Below are 24,138 nucleotides of genomic sequence, written 5' to 3'. Positions count from 1 at the left end.
TGGCCGGAATTAAAGCATTTCTGTTTTAACCTGCGACATATCCTGCGGCCTTGAAGTAGTTCCAACATTCGCCGGGATCGAAGAGATCACAGACTTCGCCGATGGCCTTGAAGACGTCGGTAAATGTTCTTGCCCCGATCCTGCGCAGGTGCGCCTTGAGTTTTGCGAATGCCATTTCGATGGGGTTCAGGTCCGGCGAATATGGCGGCAGATAGAGAAACCAGCAGCGATGGGCACGCAGAGCCTCAGCAGCCTGCTTGTTGTGGTGGGTGGCAAGGTTGTCGAGGATCACCACGGTTCCCGGCTCGATCTCCGGGATCAGGACCTCGCGAACCCAGGTTGCGAAGGCGGGACCGTCCATTGCGCCCTTGATGCACCAGGGCGCAATCAGGGCATCCGGTGTGAGCCCGGCAATCAGGGTCTGTGTTCCCCAGCTGCCGAAGGGCGCATCCATGGTCAGGCGTGTGCCGCACAGGGCACGACCCCGCAGACGGGTGAGATTGGTCTTCACTGAGGTCTCGTCTATGAAAACCACGCGTTCCGGCCGATCCGCGATGGTTGGCAAGCGATGCTCGAACCAGTCGGTTCGCCGCTGTCTTACCCTGGCACCGCGGCGTTCGGCGGCCACCAGCGACTTTTTTTATAGGTGAACCCAAGGCGAGACAGCAGACTGGCAATGGACGAGTGATGGACACGAACGCCTTCCGCTGCGACCAGCGCGTCCCTGAGTTCGAACAGCGTGATGTCGGGATCCTGTGCGAGCAGTTCCTCGAAAAAGGCCCGGTGCGGGGCAAGCTTTCCATGCCCTTTGGGACGTCCCTGGGGCAATGGTTCGGCATGCCCCCTGGTCCTGATCGCCCGGCCCCAACGTGCTCCGGTCGCCGGCGAGAGTTTCAGCCGCAGCGCCGCCGCCCGACCGCTTAAACCCTCCTCGATATATAGCTGAAACCGCGTCCGGAGCGCCGACGGCAATGGTGCTGACATGATCTATCCTCCCAGACAGAAGGGAATCACGATCCGCGCTGCGACGGAACCCCAAACGATTCAGGGTTCAGTAGAAATGCTTTAGGATGCAATTCCGGTTTTCTGGGGATGAAAGCCCCGTTTTGATGGCGTTGTTGCGCAACTATCGCTTGAGGCGTGACTGCCCCTTCCCCCACTCAACTCAGGCTAGGCGGACGATGTCGGCTGTGCCGAGGGCGTTGAAGCGGTTCATGAGTGCGACGCGGATGTGGACTTCGGCGGTCTGGCGATCCGGGTCTCTCGCCATGATGCGTTCGCCGAAGGATTTCAGGCAGCGCATCCTCGCCTCGATCCGGCTGCGGGCGTGGTATCCAGTCCAACGTTTCCAGAAAGCCCGACCGTAATGTCGGGTGGCGCGCAGGGTGTCGTTTCGGGCGCGTGCCGCCGGGCAATCTTCCTTCCACAGCCGCCCGTTCTTGCGGATCGGAATGATCGGGGTGGCCTCACGCGCGAGGATAGCGGTGTGGCAGCGGCGCGTGTCATAGGCGCCGTCGGCGGTGACCGTGCCGATCTTCTCGTCCGCCGGGATCTGGCCGAGTAGGTCGGGCAGAACGGGGCTGTCGCCGTCACGGCTAGGGGTGAATTCCACCGCGCGGATGTCGGACGTGGCCGGGTCCATCGCCAGATGCACCTTGCGCCATTGGCGCCGCCCCTGCACCCCGTGCTTGCGCGCCTGCCATTCGCCGTCGCCGAGGAACTTGATGCCCGTGCTGTCGACCAGCAGGTTGAGCGGCCCGTCGGCGCGGCGATAGGGGATCTGCACGGCCAGGGTCTTCTGTCGGCGGCACAGCGTGAAAAAGTCAGGCACCGGCCAGTCCAGCCCCGCCAGCTTCAGCAGGCTCGCCACCATCCCGCCTCGCCAAGGTTCCTCGAACCAGTGGCGGAACCTGGCTCGATCTGGCGAAGCGGCAGCTTGAACAGGACCTTGATCGACAGGCAGAACTGTATCGCCGCATCGGAAAACACCGCTGGCCTCCCAGGCCTCCCATCACGCGGCGCAAGCCAGGTCATGTCCGTGTCCACCCAGATCAGCAGCGACCCCCGCTTGCGCAGCGATGCGTTGTAGCTGGACCAGTTCGTCGTGCGATAGCGGGCGGGTGATGGCTTGCTCATGCAGCGCGTCTAACGGCATGGATTCGCAAAGTGAATCACTTGCCGTCAGGCTTGTGCAACAACGCCCGTTTTGATGCGGGCATGGTTCAGACAACGGGATGATCAGGGCCGATGGCTGCCGGGCGGTTCAGCCCAGAAACGCCCGGATACGCTCTTGCGCCTCGTCGCGTTCCCAGCAATCGGCCAGCGCGGTGATCGAGGCCTCGATATCGCGGGCCTCGTCGCCGCCCAGTGACAGGCACAGCGCCTTGGCAGCGGCGACGGCGCCGGGGGCGGTCTTCAGCACCGCCTGCGCCTGACGCTGCACATGTTCATCCAGCCTGTCGGCGGGGCAGGTCTGATGCAGCAGCCCGGCGCGCAGGGCGAAACCGGTGTCAAAGCCGTTGCCGGAAAAGAACACCTGCCGCGCCATGCCCTGACCCATGCGGGCGACGACGAAGGGGCCGATGGTGGCCGGAATCAGGCCCAGCCGGGTCTCGGTCAGCGCCAGCTTCACGCCCTCGGCGGCGATGGCGATATCGCTGACCGCGATCAGCCCGACGCCGCCGCCATAGGCATTGCCCTGCACCCGCGCGATCAGCGGCTTGGGCAGGGCGTTCAGCGCCGCCAGCATGGCCGACAGCCGGCCGGCCTCGGCCATCTTGCCGGCGCGGTCTGCCTGCTGCTGCGCCCGCATCCATTCCAGATCGCCCCCGGCGCAAAAGCTGGGCCCGGTCGAGGCCAGCACCACCGCGCGCACATTGGCGTCATGGCCAAGGTCATGCGCCGCCTCGGTCAGTTCGGCGATCATCCGGGCGTTCATCACATGATGCTTGTCGGGACGGTTCAGGGTGATGGTCGCGATGCCGTCGCTGTCGGTCTGAATCAGGATCGTCTGTGTCATTGTCCGCCCTTCACTGGTTCTTTCGTGGCTCCGGCGATTTCTTGCGCCATGAAGGCCTCGGCCCGTTCCAGCGCCGCGATGTCCAGCCCGGTCCGCCAGCCGGTATCGTCCAGCATCCTGAGCAGCGGCAGGGTCGAGACATTGCCGCGCGCGCCCGGCGCATAGGGGCAACCGCCCAGACCGCCGATGGCGCTGTCGAAGGTGCGCAACCCGTGGTCCAGCGCGACCTGCACATTGTCCAGCGCATGTCCGCCGGTGTCGTGGAAATGCCCGGCCAGCAGCGCCGGGTCGATGGTCGAGGTCAGATGCGCCAGCAGCCGGTCCACGGCCTCGGGGGTGGCGCGGCCAATGGTGTCGCCAAGCGAGACCTCATAGCAGCCACCGTCCAGCAGCGCCTGCGCGACCCAGGCCACGGCCTCGGGCGCGACCGAGCCGTCATAGGGACATTCGACCACGCAGGACACATAGCCGCGCAGATATATCCCCGCCGCCTGCGCCGCCCGTGCCACCGGGGCGAAGCGTTCCAGACTTTCAGCGATCGAGCAGTTGATGTTCTTGCGGCTGAACCCTTCCGAGGCCGAGGCAAAGACCGCGACCTCATCCACGCCCGCCGCCTGCGCGGCCTCGAACCCCTTGAGGTTCGGGGTCAGCGCGGCATAGCGGATGCCGGGCCTGCGGCGGATACCGGCCATGACTTCGGCGGCGTCGGCCATCTGCGGCACCCATCTGGGCGAGACGAAGCTGGCGGCCTCGATCCGGCGCAGTCCGGTTTCCGACAGCAGGTCGATCAGCCTGACCTTGACCTCGGTCGGGACGAAGCCCGGTTCGTTCTGCAACCCGTCACGCGGGCCGACCTCATAGATGGTGACCGGATCAGACATTGGCATTCTCGCTGTGGGATTCGCCGTCGGGTTGCGGATCGGCGGGGGCGAATTCGACCAGCAGGGCGCCGTCACCGACATTGTCGCCCACGGCGCAATGAACCGCCTCGATGGTGCCGTCGGTGGCGGCGCGCAGGCTGTGTTCCATCTTCATCGCCTCCAGCACGACAAGGATATCGCCGCGCCCGACCTTGCTGCCCGGCTGCACCGGCACCGAGCGCACAAGCCCGGTCATCGGCGCGGTGATGCGGTTTTCCGCCGCCCCGCCCGTCGCCTCGACCGCCAGCGGGTCGATGATCGCGAAATCGGTGATCCGCCCGTCCAGCAGCACCGACACGGCCCCGCCGATCCGCGCCACGCGGGCCAGCAGGTTGCGCCCGCCGCATCGCGCGCGCATCCCGTCGGCGCTGACCGAGACTGCCTCGAATTCGGTGGCGGTATCGCCATCCTCGACCGCGATATGGCCGGGGCCCAGCAGCCGCAGATCGCGGGCGACAAGCTGGCCGTCCGAGACCAGCTCGACCCGGCGGCTGGCCGAGCCCCACAGCCGGAACCCGAAACGCGGCCGCGCCGGGTCCAGATCCAGCGCCGCCATCGCGGCAAACAGCACCGCCGCGTCGTCGGGCGCTGGCACATGGGTCAGCGTGTCCTGCTTGCGCCCGATCAGCCCGGTATCCATCCGCCCCGAGGCGAAGTCGTCGTCCAGACACAGCGCCTGAAGAAAGCCCAGATTGGTCGCGGTTCCGGCGATATGGGTGCGGCCAAGCGCCTGACGCAGGCGGAACAGCGCCTCGGACCGGCTGGCGGCATGGGTGGTCACCTTTGCGATCATCGGATCGTAATGCGCGCTGATGCGGTCGCCGCCCCGCACGCCGGTATCTATCCGCGCGCCATCGGGGAAACTGACATGCAGCAGCGGGCCGGGCGCGGGCAGGAAATCCCGCGCCGGATCCTCGGCATAGATCCGCGCCTCGAAGGCATGGCCGTTCAGCCCGATCTGGTCCTGGGACAGCGGCAGCGGCTCACCCGCCGCGACACGCAACTGCCATTCGACCAGATCGAGGCCGGTCACCGCCTCGGTCACGGGATGTTCGACTTGCAGGCGGGTGTTCATCTCCATGAACCAGAACCCGTCCGGGCGCAGCGGGCCGGAGCCATCGACGATGAATTCGATCGTGCCCGCATTGTGGTAATCGACTGCGCGGGCGGCCTGCACCGCCGCTTCGGTCATCGCCGCGCGGACCTCGGGCGGCATGTCGGGGGCGGGGGCCTCTTCGATCACCTTCTGGTGGCGGCGTTGCAGCGAACAGTCACGCTCATACAGATGGACGGTGTTGCCGTGACGGTCGCCAAAGACCTGCACCTCGATATGGCGCGGGGTGGTGATGTATTTCTCGATCAGCACCGCGCTGTCGCCAAAGCTGGACTGGCCCTCGCGCTGCGCACCCTCCAGCGCGGCGGCGAAATCGGCGGGGTCGTTGACCAGCCGCATCCCCTTGCCGCCGCCGCCCGCGCGGGCCTTGATCAGCACCGGATAGCCGATCTTGTCGGCCTCGGCGGCCAGAAAATCGGCGTCCTGCCGTTCGCCGTGATAGCCGGGCACGACCGGCACCCCGGCCTTGACCATCAGCGCCTTGGCCGCATCCTTCAGCCCCATCGCGCGGATCGACGCCGCCGAGGGGCCGATGAAGGTCAGGCCCGCCGCCTCGACCGCGGCGACGAAATCGGGGTTTTCGGACAGGAAGCCATAGCCGGGATGGATCGCCTGAGCGCCGCTGTCCAGCGCCGCCTGAATGATCCGGTCGCCCTTCAGATAGCTGTCGGAAACCGGGGCGGGGCCGATATGGACGGCCTCATCCGCCAGAATCCGGTGGCGCGATTCCGCATCGGCGTCGGAATAGACCGCGACGGTGGTAATGCCCATCTTGCGGGCGGTGTCGATGACGCGGCAGGCGATTTCTCCGCGATTGGCGATCAGGATTTTCGCAAACATGGTGGTTCCCTTACATGCGGAACACGCCAAAGCGCGTTTCCTCGACCGGAGCATTCAGCGCCGCACGCAGCGACAGCGCCACGACATCGCGGGTGGTGCGGGGGTCGATGATGCCATCGTCCCACAGCCGCGCCGAGGCATAGAGCGGATGCGACTGCGCCTCGAACTGCTCCAGCATGGGTTGCTTGAAGGCGGCCTCTTCTTCGGGGCTCCATGATCCGCCGCGCGATTCGATGGCTCCGCGACGCACGGTGGCCAGCACGCCCGCCGCCTGTTCGCCGCCCATGACCGCGATCCGGGCATTGGGCCACATCCACAGGAAACGCGGCCCGAAGGCGCGACCGCACATGCCGTAATTGCCCGCCCCGAACGATCCGCCGATAATCACCGTCACCTTGGGCACCGCGGCGGTAGAGACGGCCGCAACCAGCTTGGCCCCGTCGCGGGCGATGCCCCCGGCCTCGTATTTCGAGCCGACCATGAAGCCGGTGATATTCTGCAAGAACAGCAGCGGCGTCTTGCGCTGGCAGCACAGCTCGATGAAATGCGCCCCCTTCTGCGAGCTTTCGGAAAACAGCACGCCGTTATTGGCGATGATGCCGACAGGGACGCCGTCGATATGGGCAAAGCCGCAGACCAGCGTGGTGCCGAAACGCTCTTTGAACTCTTCGAAATCCGAGCCATCGACGATGCGGCCGATGATCTCGCGGATGTCATAGGGGGTCTTGGTGTCGGCGGGGATCACGCCCGGAATCTCGGCCGGATCCAGCGCGGGGGGCACGGGGGCACGCAGCGCGATGGAAGGCGCGGGCGCGGGGCCAAGGTTGGCCACCGCCTGCCGCGCCAGGGCCAGCGCATGGGCGTCGTTTTCGGCCAGATAGTCGGCCACGCCCGACAGCCGGGTATGGGTGTCGCCGCCGCCAAGGGATTCGGCATCGACGATCTCTCCGGTGGCCTCCTTGACCAGCGGCGGACCGGCCAGAAAGATGGTGCCCTGTTCCTTGACGATGATGGTCTGATCGCTCATCGCCGGAACATAGGCGCCGCCCGCCGTGCAGGACCCCATGACCACGGCGATCTGGGTGATGCCCTTCGCGCTCATCCGGGCCTGATTATAGAAGATGCGCCCGAAATGGTCGCGGTCGGGAAAGACCTCGTCCTGATTGGGCAGGTTCGCGCCGCCGCTATCGACCAGATAGATGCAGGGCAGGCGGTTTTCCTCGGCGATCTCTTGTGCGCGCAGGTGTTTCTTGACGCTCAGCGGGAAATAGGTGCCGCCTTTCACCGTGGCGTCGTTGCACAGGATCATGCAGTCGCGCCCCGCGACCCGGCCAATGCCGCCGATCACGCCCGCCGCCGGGATCTCGGTGTCATAGACATCATGCGCCGCGAACAGCCCCAGTTCCAGAAACGGGCTGCCGGGGTCCAGAAGCCGCGTCACCCTTTCGCGCGGCAGCAGCTTGCCCCGCGCGATATGGCGGGCGCGGGATTTTTCCTCGCCGCCCAGCATGGTCTTGTCGGCCAGCGCGGCGATGTCGTCGATGAAACCAGTCATGCGTGCGGCATTCTGGGCGAATTCGGGACTGCCGGGCAGGATTTTCGTGATCAAACGGGTCATTGCGGCCTCACTTCGTCTGGCCGAAAAGTTCGCGCCCGATCAGCATCCGGCGGATTTCCGAGGTGCCGGCGCCGATCTCGTACAGCTTGGCATCGCGCAGCAGCCGCCCGGTGGCGAATTCGTTGATATAGCCGTTGCCGCCCAGACACTGGATCGCCTCCAGCGCCACCTGCGTCGCCTTTTCGGCGGCATAGAGGATGCAGCCTGCGCTGTCCTGTCGCGTCGTCTCGCCCCGGTCGCAGGCCGAGGCCACGGCATAGACATAGGCGCGGCAGGCATTCATCGTGGTGTACATGTCGGCCAGCTTGGCCTGCATCAGCTGGAAGCTGCCGATCGGCTGGCCGAACTGCTCGCGCTGATGGACATAGGGGATGACGATATCCATTGCCGCCGCCATGATCCCAAGGGGGCCGGCCGCCAGCACGACGCGTTCGTAATCCAGCCCCGACATCAGCACATTGACGCCGCACCCGACCTCTCCCAGCACGTTCTCGGCGGGGACGCGGCAATCCTGAAACACCAGCTCGCAGGTGTTCGAGCCGCGCATCCCCAGCTTGTCCAGCTTCTGCGCGGTGGAAAACCCTTCCATTCCGCGCTCGATGATGAAGGCGGTGATGCCGCGCGGCCCGGCCTCGGGGTCGGTCTTGGCATAGACGATCAGCGTATTGGCGTCGGGGCCGTTGGTGATCCACATCTTGTTGCCGTTCAACACATAATGGTCGTTGCCGTCGGACCGGGCGCGCAGCTTCATGCTGACCACATCGGACCCGGCGCCCGGTTCGGACATGGCCAGCGCGCCGACATGATCGCCCGAGATCAGGCCGGGCAGGTATTTCGCCTTTTGCGCCTCGGTTCCCCAGCGCCGCATCTGGTTCACGCACAGGTTGGAATGCGCGCCATAGGACAGTCCGACCGAGGCCGAGGCACGGCTGATTTCCTCCAGCGCGACGCAATGGGCCAGATAACCCATGCCGGTGCCGCCATCCTCTTCCGGTACGGTGATGCCCAGCAGGCCCAGATCGCCGAACTTGCGCCACAGATCGGCGGGAAATTCGTTATCGGCGTCGATCGCTGCGGCGCGCGGCGCGATCTCGTCCTCGGCAAAGCGGCGTACGGTATCGCGCAAAGCCTCGATTTCCTCGCCCAGACCGAAATTCATCACGGCGTTGAACATGCTTTCCTCCCTTGGCCCGGCACATCGACCGCGCGGAATCTGTGGTATCCGGCACAGGGCAGGGGCCGCTGGGCGGCGCTGTTCCCTGCCGATTGTGGCGCCATTGTAACGCGCGCGCGATTGCAATCGACGCCAGTTTCTGTGCAGAATGCGCCATGATGGACCCGCCGATGCGCAAAAGCCTGACACGCGGCGAAACGCCGGTTGCTTTCGTGCAGGCGATCCTGCGGGCCTATGAAAAGCGCGGCGTCGATCCGGCCCCGGCCCTGCAAGCCGCCGGGATAAGGGGGGTCGATCTGCGCGACCCCGTCGGCCATGTCGCCATCGGCCCGTTCGAGGAACTGGCCGCCCGCGCCATGCGGGAACTGGACGACGAGGGGCTGGGCTGGTTCTCGCGGCCTTTGCCCTGGGGCAGCTATGGGATGATCCTGCGGGCCTCGCTGTCCTCGCCCACGCTGGGGGTGGCGCTGCGCCGCTGGTGCCGCCATCACAACCTGCTGACCGGCGATATCGCCCTGACCCCGCGGACGCTGGACGGACACGCCATCATCTCGGTTCACGAAACCGCTGATCTGGGCGATCTGCGGCCGTTCTGCCTTGTCAGCCTGCTGCGCAATCTGCACGGCATCGCCTGCTGGCTGACCGACGACCGCATCCTGCTGACCGAGGTGCAGTTCCCCTTTGCCGCCCCGCCCTATGCCGAAGCGTTCAGGCGGATGTTTCCGGGGCGGATCGGCTTTGACGCCCCGCAGGCCGGGATCGTTTTCGACGCGGCGTGGCTGCGCCTGCCCATCCTGCGCGACGACGAGGCGCTGCGGCAGATGTTGCAGAACCCGATCCATCTGATGGCGCGAATCTACCGGCAGGACCGGCCCCTGTCGCGGCAGGTCGAGGGGTTGCTGATCCGCGCCGCCAGTGCCGCCGAACCCGACGCGGGGGCAATTGCCGGGCAGCTGGGAATCTCGGTCCGCAGCCTTCAGCGGGGGCTGATGGAAGAGGGGACCTCGCTTCTGGAGCTCAAGGCGCGGACGCGCAGGCTGCGCGCCGCCGAGCTGCTGCGCCGCAGGGAATTGCCGATCAAGCGGGTGGCGCATCTGGCCGGATACCGCAACGAATCCAGCTTCAGCCGCGCGTTCCGGCGCTGGACCGGCCAAAGCCCGGCAGAGTTCCGGCGTCAGGACACCGCTGACTGGCCGATGGCGCGCGACGGCGGCTGATCGGGATTCCACCCGACCGGCGCATTGTTACGCTTGAGTGACGCAAACATCCTCTGATAACGCAGGGTCAGGGCGCTAGGTTGAGGCCGGGATACTCAACGGGCGAACCGCACATGACACGCTTCAGCGCATTTTCACTTTTGAAGAACGCCCTGACCGGGCACAAGCACTGGACCGAGCAATGGCCGGACAGTCAGCCCAAGGCCGAATATGACGTGGTGATCGTCGGCGCGGGCGGGCACGGGCTGGGCGCGGCCTATTATCTGGCCAAGCAGCACGGCATCACCAATGTCGCTGTGATCGACAAGGGCTGGCTGGGCGGCGGTAACACGGGGCGCAATACCACCATCATCCGCTCGAACTATCTCTATGACGAAAGCGCGCGGCTGTTCGACCATGCGGTCGATCTGTGGGAGGGGCTGAGCCAGGAGCTGAACTATAACGTCATGTATTCGCGGCGCGGCGTGCTGATGCTGGCCCATAACGTCCATGACGTGCAAAGCTTCAAGCGGCACATCCATTCCAACCGGCTGAACGGCGTCGATAACCGCTGGCTGACGACGCAGGAATGCAAGGAATACTGCCCGCCGCTGAACATCGCGCCCGATGCGCGTTACCCGGTGATGGGCGGCGCGTTGCAGGAACGCGCGGGCACGGCGCGGCATGATGCGGTTGCATGGGGCTATGCCCGGGGCGCGGCGATGCGCGGCGTCGATATCATCCAGAACTGCCCGGTGACCGCGATCCGGCGCAATCCCGATGGCTCGGTCGCGGGGGTCGAGACGGCCAAGGGCTTCATCCGCGCGAGGAAGGTCGCGGTTTCGGCGGCCGGTCACACCTCGGTCGTGATGCAGACCGCCGATGTGCGGCTGCCGCTGGAAAGCTATCCGTTGCAGGCGCTGGTCAGCGAGCCGGTGAAGCCCTGTTTCCCTTGCGTGGTGATGTCGAACGCCGTTCACGCCTATATCAGCCAGTCCGACAAGGGAGAGTTGGTGATCGGCTCGGGCACCGACCAATATACCAGCTACAGCCAGCGCGGCGGGCTGCCGCTGATCGAACACACCGTTGCAGCCATCGTCGAGGTCTTTCCGATCTTCAACCGGATGCGGATGCTGCGCAAATGGGGCGGCATCGTGGATGTGACGCCCGACCGTTCCGCCATTCTGGGCAAGACGCCGGTCGAGGGGCTTTACGTCAATTGCGGCTGGGGCACGGGCGGGTTCAAGGCCACGCCGGGGGCCGCGCATACCTTTGCCTGGACCATCGCCAAGAATGAGCCGCACCCGATCAACGCGCCCTTCACGCTGGAACGCTTCCGCACCGGGCGGCTGATCGACGAAGCCGCCGCCGCTGCCGTCGCGCATTGAGGATAGACCCATGCTTCTGATCCATTGCCCCTATTGCAACGAGACCCTGCCCGAGGCCGAATTCACCTATGCAGGCGAGGCCCATATCGCCCGCGCGACCGACCCTTCGGCGCTTGGCGATGATGAATGGGAAGGGTTCCTGTTCATCCGCAGCAATGTGCGCGGCCCGCATTACGAACGCTGGCGGCATCTGCATGGCTGTGGGCGGTTCTTCAACGCGGTGCGCGACACGGTCAGCGACCGTTTTCTGACCACCTATCCGGCGGGACAGCCGCGCGCCGATCTGGCCGCGCTGACCGCTGCAACCGATGGCGCGGAGGTGCGCAAATGAGCCAGTATCGCGTTCCCGGCAAGGGCAGGGTGGACAGCACCCGCCCGGTCAGCTTCACCTTCGACGGCAAGACCTATCGCGGCGTGCAGGGGGATACGGTGGCCTCGGCGCTGCTGGCCAACGGTGTGCATCTGATGGGCCGGTCGTTCAAATATCACCGCCCGCGCGGACCCATCGCGGCGGGGTCCGAGGAACCCAATGCGCTGATCGGCACCCGCCGCGGCCCCGGCCGGTTCGAGCCGAACACCCGCGCCACCGTGCAAGAGATCTGGAACGGGCTGGAAACCACCTCGCAGAACAAATATCCCAGCCTGAAATTCGACGTGGGCGCGGTCAACGACGCTGCCTATATGCTGTTTTCGGCGGGGTTCTATTACAAGACCTTCATGTGGCCGAAAAGTTTCTGGCACAAGGTTTATGAGCCGTTCATCCGCGCCGCCGCCGGTCTGGGCGTGGCGCCGACCGAGGAAGACCCGGATCACTATGCCTCGCGCTATCTGCATTGCGATGTGCTGATCGTCGGCGCCGGTCCTGCCGGTCTGGCGGCGGCCCGCGCGGCGGCGGTCGATGGGCTGCGCGTTGTCGTTGTGGATGAGGGCTCTGAGCCCGGCGGCACGTTGCTGTCGGAACCGCAGGCGCAGATCGACGGGCAGGCGGCATGGGATTGGCTGGCGGCGGAACTGGCGGCGCTGAAGGATCTGGGCGTGCGGTTCATGGCCCGCACCACCGCCATCGGCTATTACCACCAGAACATGATCGGGCTGTGCCAGCGGGTGACCGATCACCTTGAGACCCTGCCCGCAGACACGCCGCGCGAACGGATGTGGCGGGTCAGGGCGCGGCAGGTGGTGCTGGCGCAGGGCGCGCTGGAAAAGCCGCTGGTGTTTCACGGCAATGACCGTCCGGGCGTCATGCTGGCCGGCGCGGCGCAGACCTGGCTGAACCGCTATGGCGTCAAGGCCGGCAATGTGCCGGTGGTGGTGACCAGCCATGACAGCGCATGGTATGCCGCCTTCGATCTGTACGGCGCAGGCGCGCGTGTTCAGGCCATCGTCGATACCCGCGCCACCGTCCGCGAGGATCTGGTGAACGAGGCCCGCGCACTGGGTATCCCGGTCAGGCTGTCGCATACGGTGACGGCGACATCGGGGCGGCTGCGGGTCAGCTCGATCCGGGTGAACCCGGTGAATGGCGGGACGGTCGGCGCTGGCGCGGATATCAAATGCGACGCGGTGCTGATGTCGGGGGGCTGGACGCCTTCGCTGCATCTGTTCTCGCACACGCAGGGCAAGCTGGCATGGGATGAAGACCGCACCACTTTCCTTGCCGCGCAGACCCGCGAGGATTGCGTGATCGCGGGGGCCGGGCGTGGGCTGTGGGGGATTGCCGCGGCGCTGAAGGACGGGGCCGAGCGTGGGCGAGAGGTCGCCGCCGCCCTTGGCAAGACCGGCCATGCCGCCGAAATCGCGGTCGATCACGACCGGCCCGGCGCGGGCGTGTCGCACAAGGAACTGCCGACCGACCGCAACCCGGGCCGCGCCAAGGCCTTCGTCGATTTCCAGAACGACGTGACCGCCAAGGATCTGCGGCTGGCCGTGCGCGAGGGGATGCGCTCCATTGAACATGTCAAGCGTTACACCACCAATGGCATGGCGACCGATCAGGGCAAGATGTCGAACATCAACGGGCTGAACATCGCCGCCGACGCGCTTGGCAAGCCCGCGCCGCAGGTCGGGCTGACCACCTTCCGCCCGCCCTATACGCCGACCACATTCGGGGCCTTCGCGGGCTATCACCGGGGCGGGCATTTCGAGGTGACGCGCAAGACGCAGATCGACGCACGGGCCGAGGAAAACGGCGCGGTGTTCGAGCCTGTCGGCCAGTGGCGCCGGGCGTGGTATTTCCCGCAGGCGGGCGAGGATATGGATGCCGCCGTCAGCCGCGAATGCCGAGAGGTGCGCAAAAGCGTCGGCATCTTCGACGCCTCGACCCTTGGCAAGATCGAAGTCGTGGGGCCGGATGCGGTCGAGTTCATGAACCGCATGTACACCAACCCCTGGACCAAGCTGGCGCCGGGCCGCTGCCGCTATGGCCTGCTGTTGGGCGATGACGGCTATATCCGCGACGATGGCGTGATCGGGCGCATGTCGCAGGATCGTTTCCACGTCACCACCACCACCGGCGGCGCGGCGCGGGTGCTGAACATGATGGAGGATTACCTTCAGACCGAATGGCCCGACCTGAAGGTCTGGCTGACCTCGACCACCGAACAATGGTCCACCATCGCGCTGAATGGTCCCAATGCCGCGAAACTGCTGGCGCCCTTCGTCGAAGGGGTGGAACTGACCGAGGACGCCTTCCCGCATATGTCCTGCGTGGAATGCACCGTCGCAGGTATCCCCGCACGGCTGTTCCGGGTCAGCTTTACCGGAGAGATCGGCTTCGAGGTCAACGTGCCCGCCCCCATGGGCGCCGCGCTGTGGAAGGTTCTGTGGGACGCAGGCCAGCAATATGGCATCGTGGCCTATGGCACTGAAACCATGCACGTCCTGCGCGCCGAAAAGGGCTATATCATCGTCGGGCAGGATACCGACGGCACGGTGACGCCCCATGACGCGGGGATGGCATGGGCCGTGGGCAAGAACAAACCCGATTTCGTCGGCATGCGCGGCCTTGCCCGTCCCGATCTGGTGGCAAAGGGCCGCAAGCAACTGGTCGGGCTGCTGACCGAGGACGGGTCGAAGCTGGAGGAAGGCGCGCAGATCGTCTTTGACCCCAGCCAACCGGTGCCGATGACCATGGTGGGACATGTGACCTCGTCCTATCACTCGGACGCGGCGGGACAGCCGATCGCGCTGGCGCTGGTCGCGGGCGGGCAGGACCGGATGGGCGAGACCGTCCATATCCCGATGCCTGATCGCACCATTAGCGCGAAAATCACCGGGACGGTCTTTGTCGATCCCGAAAACTCCCGCCTGAAAATCTGAACCCGGAGGCACGGATGAGCGCACGGATTTCTTCTCTGACCCCCGGCATTCTGGTCCGGACCGGGGCCGCGACTGTCAGCATCGAAGCCGCGCAGGGGCGGCTGTCGCTGCGCGCGCGCAGCGCCGATCTGGCGGCGGTGGGCGCGGCGCTTGGCGTCAGCCTGCCCACCAGCATCGGGCAGCGCGCGGCGGCGGGCGGCATAGAGGTGCTGGCCCTTGGACCCGACGAATGGGTCATTCTGGCCCCCGCATCGCAGGTTGCCGGGCTGATCGCCGCCTGCGAGGGCATTCAGGCCGATCACCCGCACAGCCTTGTCGATATTTCCGGGCGCGAGGTGACGGTCCTGATCGAAGGCCCCCGGGCGGCGGAACTGCTGACCCTTGGCTGTCCGCGCGACATCGACAGCATCGGCGTGGGCGAAGGCCGCCGCACGTTGTTCGATGGTGCGACGGTCGTGTTGTGGCGCGATGCGGATGACCGCTTTCGCATGGATATCTGGAACAGCTTTGCCGACCATCTGGGCCATCTTCTGGACACCGGCGCCAGAGAGCTTGCGGCCGAGCCGGCCTGATCTTTTGAAAGGATGACCACAATGTTTGACCATCTTCCCAAGACGACCATCTCGGATGCGGTGATCGCCTCGGCCGTGGCCGAGGAACTGGACCGCCAGAAGAACCAGATCGAACTGATCGCATCGGAAAACATCGTCTCGGCCAGCGTTCTGGCGGCGCAGGGCTCGGTTCTGACCAACAAATATGCGGAAGGTTATCCGGGCAAGCGTTACTATGGCGGCTGCGAATTCGTCGATAAGGTCGAGGCCGTCGCCATCGACCGGCTGAAGCAGCTGTTCGGCGCGGAATATGCCAATGTGCAGCCCCATTCCGGCGCGCAGGCCAATCAGGCGGTGTTTCTGGCGCTGCTGCAACCGGGCGACCGGATCATGGGCATGTCGCTGGCTCATGGCGGCCACCTGACCCACGGATCGCCGGTCACGATGTCGGGCAAATGGTTCGACGTGGTGTCCTATGAGGTCGATCCCGATACCCATCTGATCGACATGGACAAGGTCCGCGCGCTGGCGCTGGAGACCAGGCCGAAGCTGATCGTCGCCGGGGCCTCGGCCTATCCGCGCCAGATCGATTTTGCGGGCTTCCGCAGGATCGCGGATGAGGTCGGCGCGTATCTGATGGTCGATATGGCCCATTACGCCGGGCTGATCGCGGGCCGGAAATACCCCAACCCGGTGCCGCATGCGCATGTGACCACCTCGACCACGCACAAGACCCTGCGCGGCCCGCGCGGCGGCGTCATCCTGACCAATGACGAAGCCATTGCCCGGAAGATCAACAGCGCCGTGTTCCCCGGCAATCAGGGCGGCCCGCTGATGCATGTGATCGCCGCCAAGGCCGTGGCCTTCGGCGAGGCGTTGCAGGACGAATTCGCCGATTACGCCCGGCAGGTGATCGCCAATGCGCAGGCGCTGGCCCGCGTGCTGACCGCAGGGGGACTGGGCATCGTTTCGGGCGGGACCGATTGCCATATGGTGCTGGTCGATTTGCGGCCCAAGGGCGTGACCGGCAAGGTGGCCGAGATCGCATTGGAACGCGCCGGCCTGACCTGCAACAAGAACGCCATCCCGAACGATCCCGAAAAGCCCTTCGTCACCTCGGGCATCCGTCTGGGCAGTTCCGCCGGGACCACGCGCGGCTTCCGCGAGGCCGAGTTCGAACAGATCGGCACCCTGATCCTGCGGGTGATCGACGCGCTGGCGCAAGTGCCCGAAGGCGACGAGGCCGTCGAGGCCGCAGTGCGGGCCGAAGTGAAGGTGCTGTGCGACGCCTTCCCGATCTACGGCGCATAGATGTTCCTGTCCGTCTTCGATATCTTCAAGATCGGCATCGGCCCTTCATCGTCGCATACGATGGGGCCGATGGTCGCCGCCGCGCGTTTCCTTGACGATCTGCGCGGCGGGGTCGAGAAAATCCCCGGCGCGGGCGAATTGCACGGGCTGGGGGCCAGTCTGCATGGATCGCTTGCCTTCACCGGCAAGGGCCATGCGACGGATCGCGCGGTCATTCTGGGTCTGTGCGGGCTGATGCCCGACACGCTGGACCCCGATCGCGCCGAAGAGATCGAGGCCGGGGTGCGCGAAACCGGCTTGGTGCGCCCCGAGGGGTTGGTGCCGCTGCATTTCGATCCCGACAAGGATCTGGTCTTTGATTACGGCCCGCCCTTGCCGGGTCATGCCAACGGGCTGATCCTGTCGGCCTATGACCGGGCGGGAAATGTCTGGCATCGTCAGACCTATTACTCGGTCGGCGGCGGCTTCGTCGTCACCGAGGCCGAACTGGCTGGAGCGGGCAATGGCGGGCAGGCGGCTGCGGTGGCGGTGCCCTATCCGTTTCGCACGGCGGCGGACATGCTGCGGATGGGCCGGGAATCGGGCAGGACCATCGCCCAGATGAAACGCGCCAACGAACAGGCGGTCTATGGCGCCTCGCTGGATCAGCGGCTGGACCGGATCTGGCAGGTGATGACCGACTGCATCCAGCGCGGCTTGACGCAGGACGGCATCCTGCCCGGCGGGCTGAATGTGCGCCGGCGGGCGCGGCATATCCACGATCAGTTGCAGGCCGAACGTGGCCGCAACCTGAACCAGCCGCATCAGGCCAATGACTGGATGAGCGTCTATGCCATGGCCGTGAACGAGGAAAACGCGGCGGGGGGCTGTGTCGTCACCTCGCCCACCAATGGCGCGGCGGGCGTGGTGCCTGCGGTGGCGCGCTATTATCTGGATCATTGCGTCGGCGCCCGCCCGGACGGGGTGCGCGATCTGCTGCTGGTGGCCTCGGCCATCGGCGGGATCATCAAGCACAATGCCTCGATCTCGGGCGCCGAGGTCGGCTGTCAGGGAGAGGTCGGTTCCGCCAGCGCGATGGCGGCGGCGGGGCTGTGCGCGGTTCTGGGCGGCACCAATGAGCAGATCGAGAACGCCGCCGAGATCGCGCTGGAACATCATCTGGGCATGACCTGCGATCCGGCTGCCGGGCTGGTGCAGGTGCCCTGCATTGAACGCAACGCGCTTGGCGCAATCAAGGCGGTGTCGGCGGCCAGTCTGGCGCTGCGCGGCGACGGAACGCATTTCATGCCGCTGGACAACTGCATCCGGGTGATGCGCGACACGGGCCGCGACATGGATGTGAAATACAAGGAAACCTCGCAGGGTGGCATCGCCGTCAACCTGCCCGAATGCTGACGATTGTCGGAGGAGAGCGGGAATTGACCAACCATGTAATGACGGTGTCCTGTCCGACGCGCGGCGGGATCGTGGCGGCCGTGTCGGGCTATCTGTCGCAGGCGGGCTGCGACATTCAGGACAGCTCTCAATTCACCGATCAGCAAAGCGGGCGGTTCTTCATGCGGCTCAGCTTTCTGCCCGAACAGGGGCTTGAGGCGCTGGCCGACGGTTTCGCCCCGCTGGCCGCCGATTTTCGCATGGACTATCAGTTCCGCGACCTGTCGCAAAAGGCGAAGGTGGTCATCATGGTGTCGCGTTTCGGCCATTGCCTGAACGATCTGTTGTATCGGTCGCGCATCGGCGCGCTGCCGGTGCAGATCATGGCTGTGATCTCGAACCATACCGATTACCAGAAGCAGGTGGTGAACGCGGATATCCCGTTCCATTTCATCCGCGTGACGCCCGAAACCAAGCCCGAGGCCGAGGCCGCGATCATGCAGGTGGTGCGCGACACCGGGGCGGAACTGGTCGTGCTGGCGCGCTACATGCAGGTGCTGTCGGATCAGATGTGCCGCGAGATGTCGGGGCGGATCATCAATATCCACCATTCCTTCCTGCCCAGTTTCAAGGGCGCGAACCCCTATAAGCAGGCTTACGAGAAGGGCGTGCGCCTGATCGGTGCGACGGCCCATTACGTCACCGCCGATCTGGACGAGGGCCCGATCATCGAGCAGGACACGATCCGCGTCACCCATGCGCAAAGCGCGGCGGATTACGTCAGTCTTGGCCGCGATGTCGAGGCACAGGTGCTGGCCCGCGCGATCCATGCCCATATCCACCGGCGTGTGTTCCTCAACGGCAGCAAGACGGTGGTCTTTCCCGCCTCGCCCGGCGAATACGCGTCCGAAAGGATGGGCTGACATGAAAAGGCGGGACCGGGGAAATGCCCCGGTCCCGCCATTCGTCTGCCATGAGGATCAGCTGCGCGGCTTCAGGTTTTCCGGGTCGTAAAGCGGTTTGTAACCCACCGCCGCGACCTCGACCGGGAAGGTCTCGCCCATATATTCGACCACCAGCTTGCGGCCATCCTGACAATGCGACCAGGGCAGATAGGCCAGCGCGATATTGCGACCGATGGTCGGGCCATAGACGATCGAGCTGGTCCAGGACCGCCGCCCCAGTTCATCGACCAGCACTTCGCCGGTTTCCGGGTCGATCACCGGCAGGATGCCGACCGGAAAACGCGCCATGCCGCTGCTGTCCAGATTGTCGGTCATCACCAGCGTGCACAGCATCGCGGGCTGGTGGTCGCGGGCGCGATATTCCAGATGCTTCGCCTTGCCGCGGAAATCGGCCTCCTTGACCTTGGGGCGCGCCAGATCGGCCTCATAGAGGTTGTACTCCGTGCGCAGATCGGCGTTCTGAAGGCGCAGGCTTTTCTCCAGCCGGCGAGAGTTCGCATAGGTCTCGACCCCAACTGCGATGGCGCCGGTGGACCGCAGCGCGTCCCAGACGGCCAGCCCGTCGGCATAGGCCATGTGCAGCTCCCACCCCTGTTCCCCGACATAAGAGATGCGGAAGGCGGTGACGTCACGGCCCGCGATGCGGATGGGGCGGATGGCGGCGAAGGGGAAGGCGTCCTTTTCCAGCGCAGCGGGGTCCTCGACCACCTTTTGCAGCTTGGCCCGCGCATTCGGGCCCCAGATGCCGATGGTGGTGAAATCCTCGGTCACATCGGTGATGGTCACGTCCAGCCCGCGATCCTGCGCCACGCGGCGCATATAGTTCAGATCGCGCGGCCCGGCATCGGCGCCATTGACCAGACGGCAGCGGTCCGCCATGCGGATCACGGTGAAATCGGCGCGGACATTGCCTTCGTCGTCAAGGAAATGGGTATAGATGCCCTTGCCGATATTGCCGTCCCCGCCGATCTTTGCCGCGCACAGCCATTCCAGCAGCGCGACGTGATCGGGGCCTTCGATATCGGTCATGTGGAAATGCGACAGGTTGATGATGCCGCAATCCTCGCTCATCTCCAGATGCTCGGCATTGGAAACGCGCCAGAAATGCCGGTTGTCCCATTCATGTTCGCGCAGCGGCACGCGGTCGGCGTATTTTTCCAGCAGATATTCGTTCGCGGCATAGCCATGCGCGCGTTCCCATCCGCCCAGTTCCATGAAATGACCGCCCAGTTCGACCTCGCGCTCGTAAAAGGGCGAACGGCGGATGCCACGGCCACCGCCAAAGGGTTCGCGCGGATGGACCGGCGGGTTATAGATCTTGGCCGCCGTCTCGATGCAGCGTTCCTCGATGAATTTTTCTTCCAGCGCGAAGGGGTTGAAGCGGGAATAATCGATGCTGGCATGGTCGATGGCGGTGCGGCCATCGGTGATCCAGTCCACGACCAGCTTGGCCATGCCCGGCGCATCCTTGACCCAGATGGCGACGGCATACCACAGCCCGCGCACCTTCTGGCTTTCGCCGATGGACGGCCCGCCATCGGTGGTCGTCTGCAACAGCCCGTTGAAGGAATGGCTTTCGTTGAAGCCCAGTTCGCCCAGAATCGGAGTCAGCTCGATCGCGCGTTCCAGAGGCGACAGCACGTCGTCCAGTTCCAGATCGCGCTGCGAAGGCGACAGCCGGGCCTGATCCTTTTCCAGAATGTCGCGGGGATGGCACAGGCGCGGATCGCTTTCATAGTAATAGCCCCATTCGATCTGCCCGCCTTCGGTGGTTTTCGGGTCGCCCGTGTCGCGCATATAGGCCGAATTGCCCTGATCGCGCAGCAGCGGAAAGCCGATATCCTTGCCGGTATCCTCGAACTCGGTATAGGGGCCGAAGAAGGTCAGCGGGTGATCGACCGGAAAGACCGGCAGGTCCTCGCCCGCCATTTCCGCGATCAGTCGTCCCCACAGGCCCGCGCAGACGATGACCAGATCGGCCATGATGGTGCCGCGCGGGGTGACCACGCCCCGGATCCGGCCATCCTCGATCACCAGATCGGTCGCCGGGCAGTTGGCAAAGGCGCGCAGCTTGCCCGATGCCTCGGCCTGATCGACCAGCTTGCCCGCAACGGTCTGCGAACGTGGCACGACCAGCCCGGCATCGGGGTCCCACATCGCGCCCTGGATCTGATCCTCTTCGATCAGCGGGAATTTCGCCTTGACCTCGGCGGGCGAGATCATGCTGGCGCGGGTGCCGAAGGCCTTGCCCGAGGCCACCTTGCGCTTCAGCTCGTTCATCCGGGCATCGTCGCCCACGCGTGCGACCTCGATCCCGCCGACCTTGGCGTAATGGCCCATCTTCTCGAAGAAATCGATGGAATAGAGCGTGGTCCAGGTGGACAGGAAATCATGGCTGGTCGCATAGCAGAAATCCGACGCATGCCCGGTCGAGCCGATATCGGTGGGGATGCCGGACTTGTCGATCCCGACGATATCATCCCAGCCGCGTGCGACCAGATGATGGGCGACCGAGGCACCCACGATGCCGCCAAGGCCGACAATGACCACCCTCGCCCTGTTCGGAAACGCAGACATATCATTCCTCCTGTTGATTGACCGGCGATCACGTTTCCTCGGTCCATTGAAGGGAAGTATTGCGACAGAAGCGGTGGATGGGGAAGAATATTTGCGGCAGAGATACGTTAAGGCTACGACAGAGATGCGAAAGTCAGGGGGTGGCGGATGACGAACCAGTCGGCACGGCCGGTTGCCCGGTCTTTTCCCGTCGCGGCGGGCGCCCTGCGGCCACGCGAATCGGGGCCCAAGCTGACGGTCGGGTTCATCCTGACGCGGAAATTCACCCTTTGCGCGTTTGCCAATTTCGTGGATGTGCTGCGGCTGGCGGCGGATGAGGGCGACCGCTCGCGCCCGATCATGTGCCGGTGGTCGGTGCTGTCGGACACGATGGATGCGGTCACCTCCAGCAGCGGAGTATCGGTGCAACCGCACGAGCGGCTGGGGGACCCGGCGAAATTCGACTATATCGCGGTGATCGGCGGGCTGGCCGACGGGCTGGAGAATGTCAGCCACGCCTACAAGCAATATCTGCACCGCGCGTCCGATGCCGGGGTGCCGCTGATCGGGGTCTGCACCGGCGCCTTCGTGCTGCACCGGGCGGGGTTGCTGGACGGCTATAAATGCTGCGTCAGCTGGTTCCATCACCGCGATTTCCTTGAGCAGTTCGACGGGCTGAATCCGGTCTCGAACCAGATCTTCGTCGTCGATCGCGACCGGCTGACCTGTTCGGGCGGCGCCAGTTCCGCCCATCTGGCGGCGCATCTGGTGGAAAAGCATATCGGCCGGTCGCAGGCGAACAAAAGCCTGCATATCATGATTATCGATCAGGCCCTCCAGGCCGACAAGCCGCAGCCGGGCCTGCCGCTCAGCCTCAGCACCGACAATCCCATCGTGCTGCGCGCCCTGCTGATCATGCAGCAGCATATCGACATGCCCATTTCCGTGGCCGAGATCGCGCGCCGCATGGGCAACAGTAAACGCCAGCTGGAACGGCATTTCAGGACCGCGCTGGACACCTCGCCTCAGGCGGCGTTCATGGGGCTGCGGTTGTCGCTGGCGCGGCATATGCTGGAAAACAGCGACAAGTCAGTGTCGATGATCTCGGTCGAATGCGGCTTTTGCGATTCATCGCATCTCAGCCGGATGTTCCGCCGCCGCTATGGCTGCCCTCCGCAGGCGGTGCGGGGAGGGGTCGTGCCGGGCGGGTTTCCCGATGAGGTCGCGATGGGCTAGGCGATCCGGCGGGTCTCGTCGTCGCGAAGCGCGTCGTCATGCGAAAGACATCGACCGGGCAGGCGTCGATGCAGCCGCCGCAATTCTGGCAATCGCCGGACAGGATCACCGGGCCGCCCTTGCCCTTCAGGCCGGGCACGATCACATGCGGCTCGGGGCAGACGTTGAAGCAGGCGCCGCAATCGGTGCAGGCGTCGCGTTTGACCGCCGCGACCCGCACCAGCGATCCGCGCCCGATCAGCCCATAGAATGCGCCCACCGGGCACAGATGGCTGCACCATGCCCGGCGCGAGACGAACAGATCCAGCAGGAACACCGCCAGAATGATCGCCCAGCCAAAGCCGATGCCGCTGATGAAGGCGCGTTGCAGCAGGCTGACCGGGTTGACGAATTCCCATGCGACGGTGCCGGTGATGAACGAGGCCAGCAGCGTCGCGGCCAGAATCCCCAGCCTCGTGCGGCGGTCCAGCTTGCGGTCGCGGGTCAGGCCGGTCTTTTCGCGCAGCCAATGCGCGGCGTCGGTGACGACATTGACCGGACAGACCCAGCCGCAATAGACCCGCCCGCCGACGATCAGATAGGCCAGCGCGATGATGATCGCCCCCACCACCACCGGCATGGCGGGCGAGGTGCCGCCGAACAGGCCCTGCAACAGGATATAGGGATCGGACAAAGGCACCGTCCCGCCGATCTGGCTGGAGGCGAAATTGCCCCGCACCAGCCAGATGCCCGCCATCGGACCCAGCATGAACAGCCCCAGCAGGGACACCTGCGTCATACGGCGCAGCAGCCACCATTTATGCGCGCGCAGCACGCCATGCGCCTGAACGCCCAGCTTGCGGCTGTCCGATATCCACCAGTCCAGCGGTTTCATGTCCGCCGTCCCGCGCGGTTGCGCCCCGATCCGCCCAGACCCAGATCGCGCGGCAGCACCCGGATCGAGGCATGGCCGGTCACGCAGTGCTTCTCGCAGGTGCCGCAGCCGGTGCAATGGCGCGAATGTACGGTCGGGATCATGATGGCGCGGCCGTTATACTCGCCCGGCTCCAGCGTGATGGCGTCGCCCCGGATCGGGCAGACGCGAACGCAGATGCTGCAATTCATGCCCTTGTAGTTCAGGCAATCCTCATGCCCGACCAGCACCGCCACCCCCATATTCGCATCGCGGATGGCAATGTCGCTGTCCAGCGCCCCGGTCGGGCAAGCCCGCGCGCAGGGCACGTCACGGCACATATAGCAGGGGACCTCTCGCGGGGTGAAAAAGGGCGTGCCGACGGCGGGTTCCTGACCCCATTCGGCCAGCGACAGCGTGTCATAGGGGCAGGCCTGAACGCACAGCCCGCAGCGCACGCAGGCCGACAGGAAATCATCCTCGGGGCGGGCGCCGGGCGGACGCAGGGCGCGGGCATCGGCCTGTCCGGTCGAGTGGATCAGCGCGGCCAGTGAAAAGCCGCCCAGACAGACCGCGCCGGCATTGCGCGCGACCTCGGTGATTGCCGTGCGACGATTCATCTTGCGTTTGCTGGATGACATGTTCGTCCTTCCCATTGGGGTTTGC

The 24,138-nt window shown here is 65.4% G+C and carries 18 protein-coding genes and 1 pseudogene; 9 read left to right on the top strand and 10 right to left on the bottom strand.

Annotation, left to right across the window (positions count from 1 at the left end):
• Positions 1–25 precede the first annotated feature (25 nt).
• The 7 genes and pseudogenes from JHW40_RS00830 to JHW40_RS00800 form a co-directional block, all read right to left on the bottom strand.
• A protein-coding gene (locus JHW40_RS00830) for an IS630 family transposase (protein WP_272849016.1) occupies positions 26–984 on the bottom strand; the annotation gives its coding sequence in 2 pieces (ribosomal slippage) (positions 26–640 and positions 643–984; 957 coding nt in all).
• A 181-nt stretch (positions 985–1,165) separates the two neighbouring features.
• Positions 1,166–2,136 (bottom strand): annotated as a pseudogene (locus JHW40_RS00825) (IS5 family transposase).
• 127 nt (positions 2,137–2,263) lie between these two features.
• Positions 2,264–3,019 carry an enoyl-CoA hydratase-related protein gene (locus JHW40_RS00820; protein ID WP_090612515.1) on the bottom strand — a complete coding sequence of 252 codons (756 nt, stop codon included), beginning with the start codon at positions 3,017–3,019 and terminating at the stop codon, positions 2,264–2,266.
• Positions 3,016–3,900 carry a hydroxymethylglutaryl-CoA lyase gene (locus JHW40_RS00815; RefSeq protein ID WP_090612513.1) on the bottom strand — a complete coding sequence of 295 codons (885 nt, stop codon included), beginning with the start codon at positions 3,898–3,900 and terminating at the stop codon, positions 3,016–3,018. Before JHW40_RS00815 ends, JHW40_RS00820 begins: the two co-directional genes overlap by 4 nt.
• Complete coding sequence (locus tag JHW40_RS00810) at positions 3,893–5,893, bottom strand: acetyl/propionyl/methylcrotonyl-CoA carboxylase subunit alpha (protein WP_090612510.1); 2,001 nt, start codon at positions 5,891–5,893, stop codon at positions 3,893–3,895. The genes JHW40_RS00815 and JHW40_RS00810 overlap by 8 nt, the downstream gene beginning before the upstream one ends.
• Positions 5,894–5,903: 10 nt before the next feature.
• Positions 5,904–7,511 carry a carboxyl transferase domain-containing protein gene (locus JHW40_RS00805; protein ID WP_090612509.1) on the bottom strand — a complete coding sequence of 536 codons (1,608 nt, stop codon included), beginning with the start codon at positions 7,509–7,511 and terminating at the stop codon, positions 5,904–5,906.
• 7 nt (positions 7,512–7,518) lie between these two features.
• Entirely contained in the window at positions 7,519–8,685 is a 1,167-nt protein-coding gene (locus JHW40_RS00800; protein WP_090612507.1) for an isovaleryl-CoA dehydrogenase, read from the bottom strand.
• Positions 8,686–8,855: 170 nt separating this feature from the next.
• Between JHW40_RS00800 and JHW40_RS00795 the strand changes: the two genes are divergently transcribed.
• The 8 genes from JHW40_RS00795 to purU all read left to right on the top strand — a co-directional run bounded on the left by JHW40_RS00795 (position 8,856) and on the right by purU (position 18,746).
• Complete coding sequence (locus JHW40_RS00795) at positions 8,856–9,902, top strand: AraC family transcriptional regulator (protein WP_272849015.1); 1,047 nt, start codon at positions 8,856–8,858, stop codon at positions 9,900–9,902.
• 113 nt (positions 9,903–10,015) lie between these two features.
• Positions 10,016–11,269 carry a sarcosine oxidase subunit beta family protein gene (locus tag JHW40_RS00790; protein ID WP_090612502.1) on the top strand — a complete coding sequence of 418 codons (1,254 nt, stop codon included), beginning with the start codon at positions 10,016–10,018 and terminating at the stop codon, positions 11,267–11,269.
• 10 nt (positions 11,270–11,279) lie between these two features.
• The gene (locus JHW40_RS00785; protein ID WP_090612501.1) at positions 11,280–11,600 is read left to right on the top strand and encodes a sarcosine oxidase subunit delta; all 321 of its coding nucleotides are present in this window, start codon (positions 11,280–11,282) and stop codon (positions 11,598–11,600) included.
• Positions 11,597–14,587 carry a sarcosine oxidase subunit alpha gene (locus JHW40_RS00780; RefSeq protein ID WP_090612498.1) on the top strand — a complete coding sequence of 997 codons (2,991 nt, stop codon included), beginning with the start codon at positions 11,597–11,599 and terminating at the stop codon, positions 14,585–14,587. Before JHW40_RS00785 ends, JHW40_RS00780 begins: the two co-directional genes overlap by 4 nt.
• A gap of 14 nt (positions 14,588–14,601) precedes the next feature.
• Complete coding sequence (gene soxG, locus JHW40_RS00775; RefSeq protein WP_090612495.1) at positions 14,602–15,159, top strand: sarcosine oxidase subunit gamma family protein; 558 nt, start codon at positions 14,602–14,604, stop codon at positions 15,157–15,159.
• A 21-nt stretch (positions 15,160–15,180) separates the two neighbouring features.
• Positions 15,181–16,449, top strand: coding sequence for a serine hydroxymethyltransferase (glyA, locus tag JHW40_RS00770; protein WP_090612493.1), 1,269 nt, complete (start codon positions 15,181–15,183; stop codon positions 16,447–16,449).
• Positions 16,450–17,844, top strand: coding sequence for an L-serine ammonia-lyase (locus JHW40_RS00765; RefSeq protein WP_090612490.1), 1,395 nt, complete (start codon positions 16,450–16,452; stop codon positions 17,842–17,844).
• A 38-nt stretch (positions 17,845–17,882) separates the two neighbouring features.
• A complete protein-coding gene (gene purU / locus JHW40_RS00760; protein ID WP_419182479.1) occupies positions 17,883–18,746 on the top strand; it encodes a formyltetrahydrofolate deformylase in 864 nt (287 codons plus the stop codon).
• Positions 18,747–18,803: 57 nt separating this feature from the next.
• On the opposite strand, the gene JHW40_RS00755 is transcribed toward purU, so the two are convergent.
• A complete protein-coding gene (locus JHW40_RS00755) occupies positions 18,804–21,365 on the bottom strand; it encodes a GcvT family protein (RefSeq protein WP_090612487.1) in 2,562 nt (853 codons plus the stop codon).
• Between the two features lie 147 nt (positions 21,366–21,512).
• Between JHW40_RS00755 and JHW40_RS00750 the strand changes: the two genes are divergently transcribed.
• A complete protein-coding gene (locus JHW40_RS00750; RefSeq protein WP_090612485.1) occupies positions 21,513–22,580 on the top strand; it encodes a GlxA family transcriptional regulator in 1,068 nt (355 codons plus the stop codon).
• On the opposite strand, the gene napH is transcribed toward JHW40_RS00750, so the two are convergent.
• Together napH and napG are read right to left on the bottom strand one after the other, a co-directional pair.
• Positions 22,483–23,454, bottom strand: coding sequence for a quinol dehydrogenase ferredoxin subunit NapH (gene napH, locus JHW40_RS00745; RefSeq protein WP_090612482.1), 972 nt, complete (start codon positions 23,452–23,454; stop codon positions 22,483–22,485). The two genes, JHW40_RS00750 and napH, sit on opposite strands and share 98 nt — an antisense overlap.
• Positions 23,451–24,113, bottom strand: coding sequence for a ferredoxin-type protein NapG (napG, locus tag JHW40_RS00740; RefSeq protein ID WP_090612479.1), 663 nt, complete (start codon positions 24,111–24,113; stop codon positions 23,451–23,453). Before napG ends, napH begins: the two co-directional genes overlap by 4 nt.
• Positions 24,114–24,138 lie beyond the last annotated feature (25 nt).

This window comes from Paracoccus alcaliphilus (genome assembly GCF_028553725.1).
GTDB lineage: Bacteria > Pseudomonadota > Alphaproteobacteria > Rhodobacterales > Rhodobacteraceae > Paracoccus > Paracoccus alcaliphilus.
This window is presented reverse-complemented; position numbering and strand designations above follow the sequence as displayed.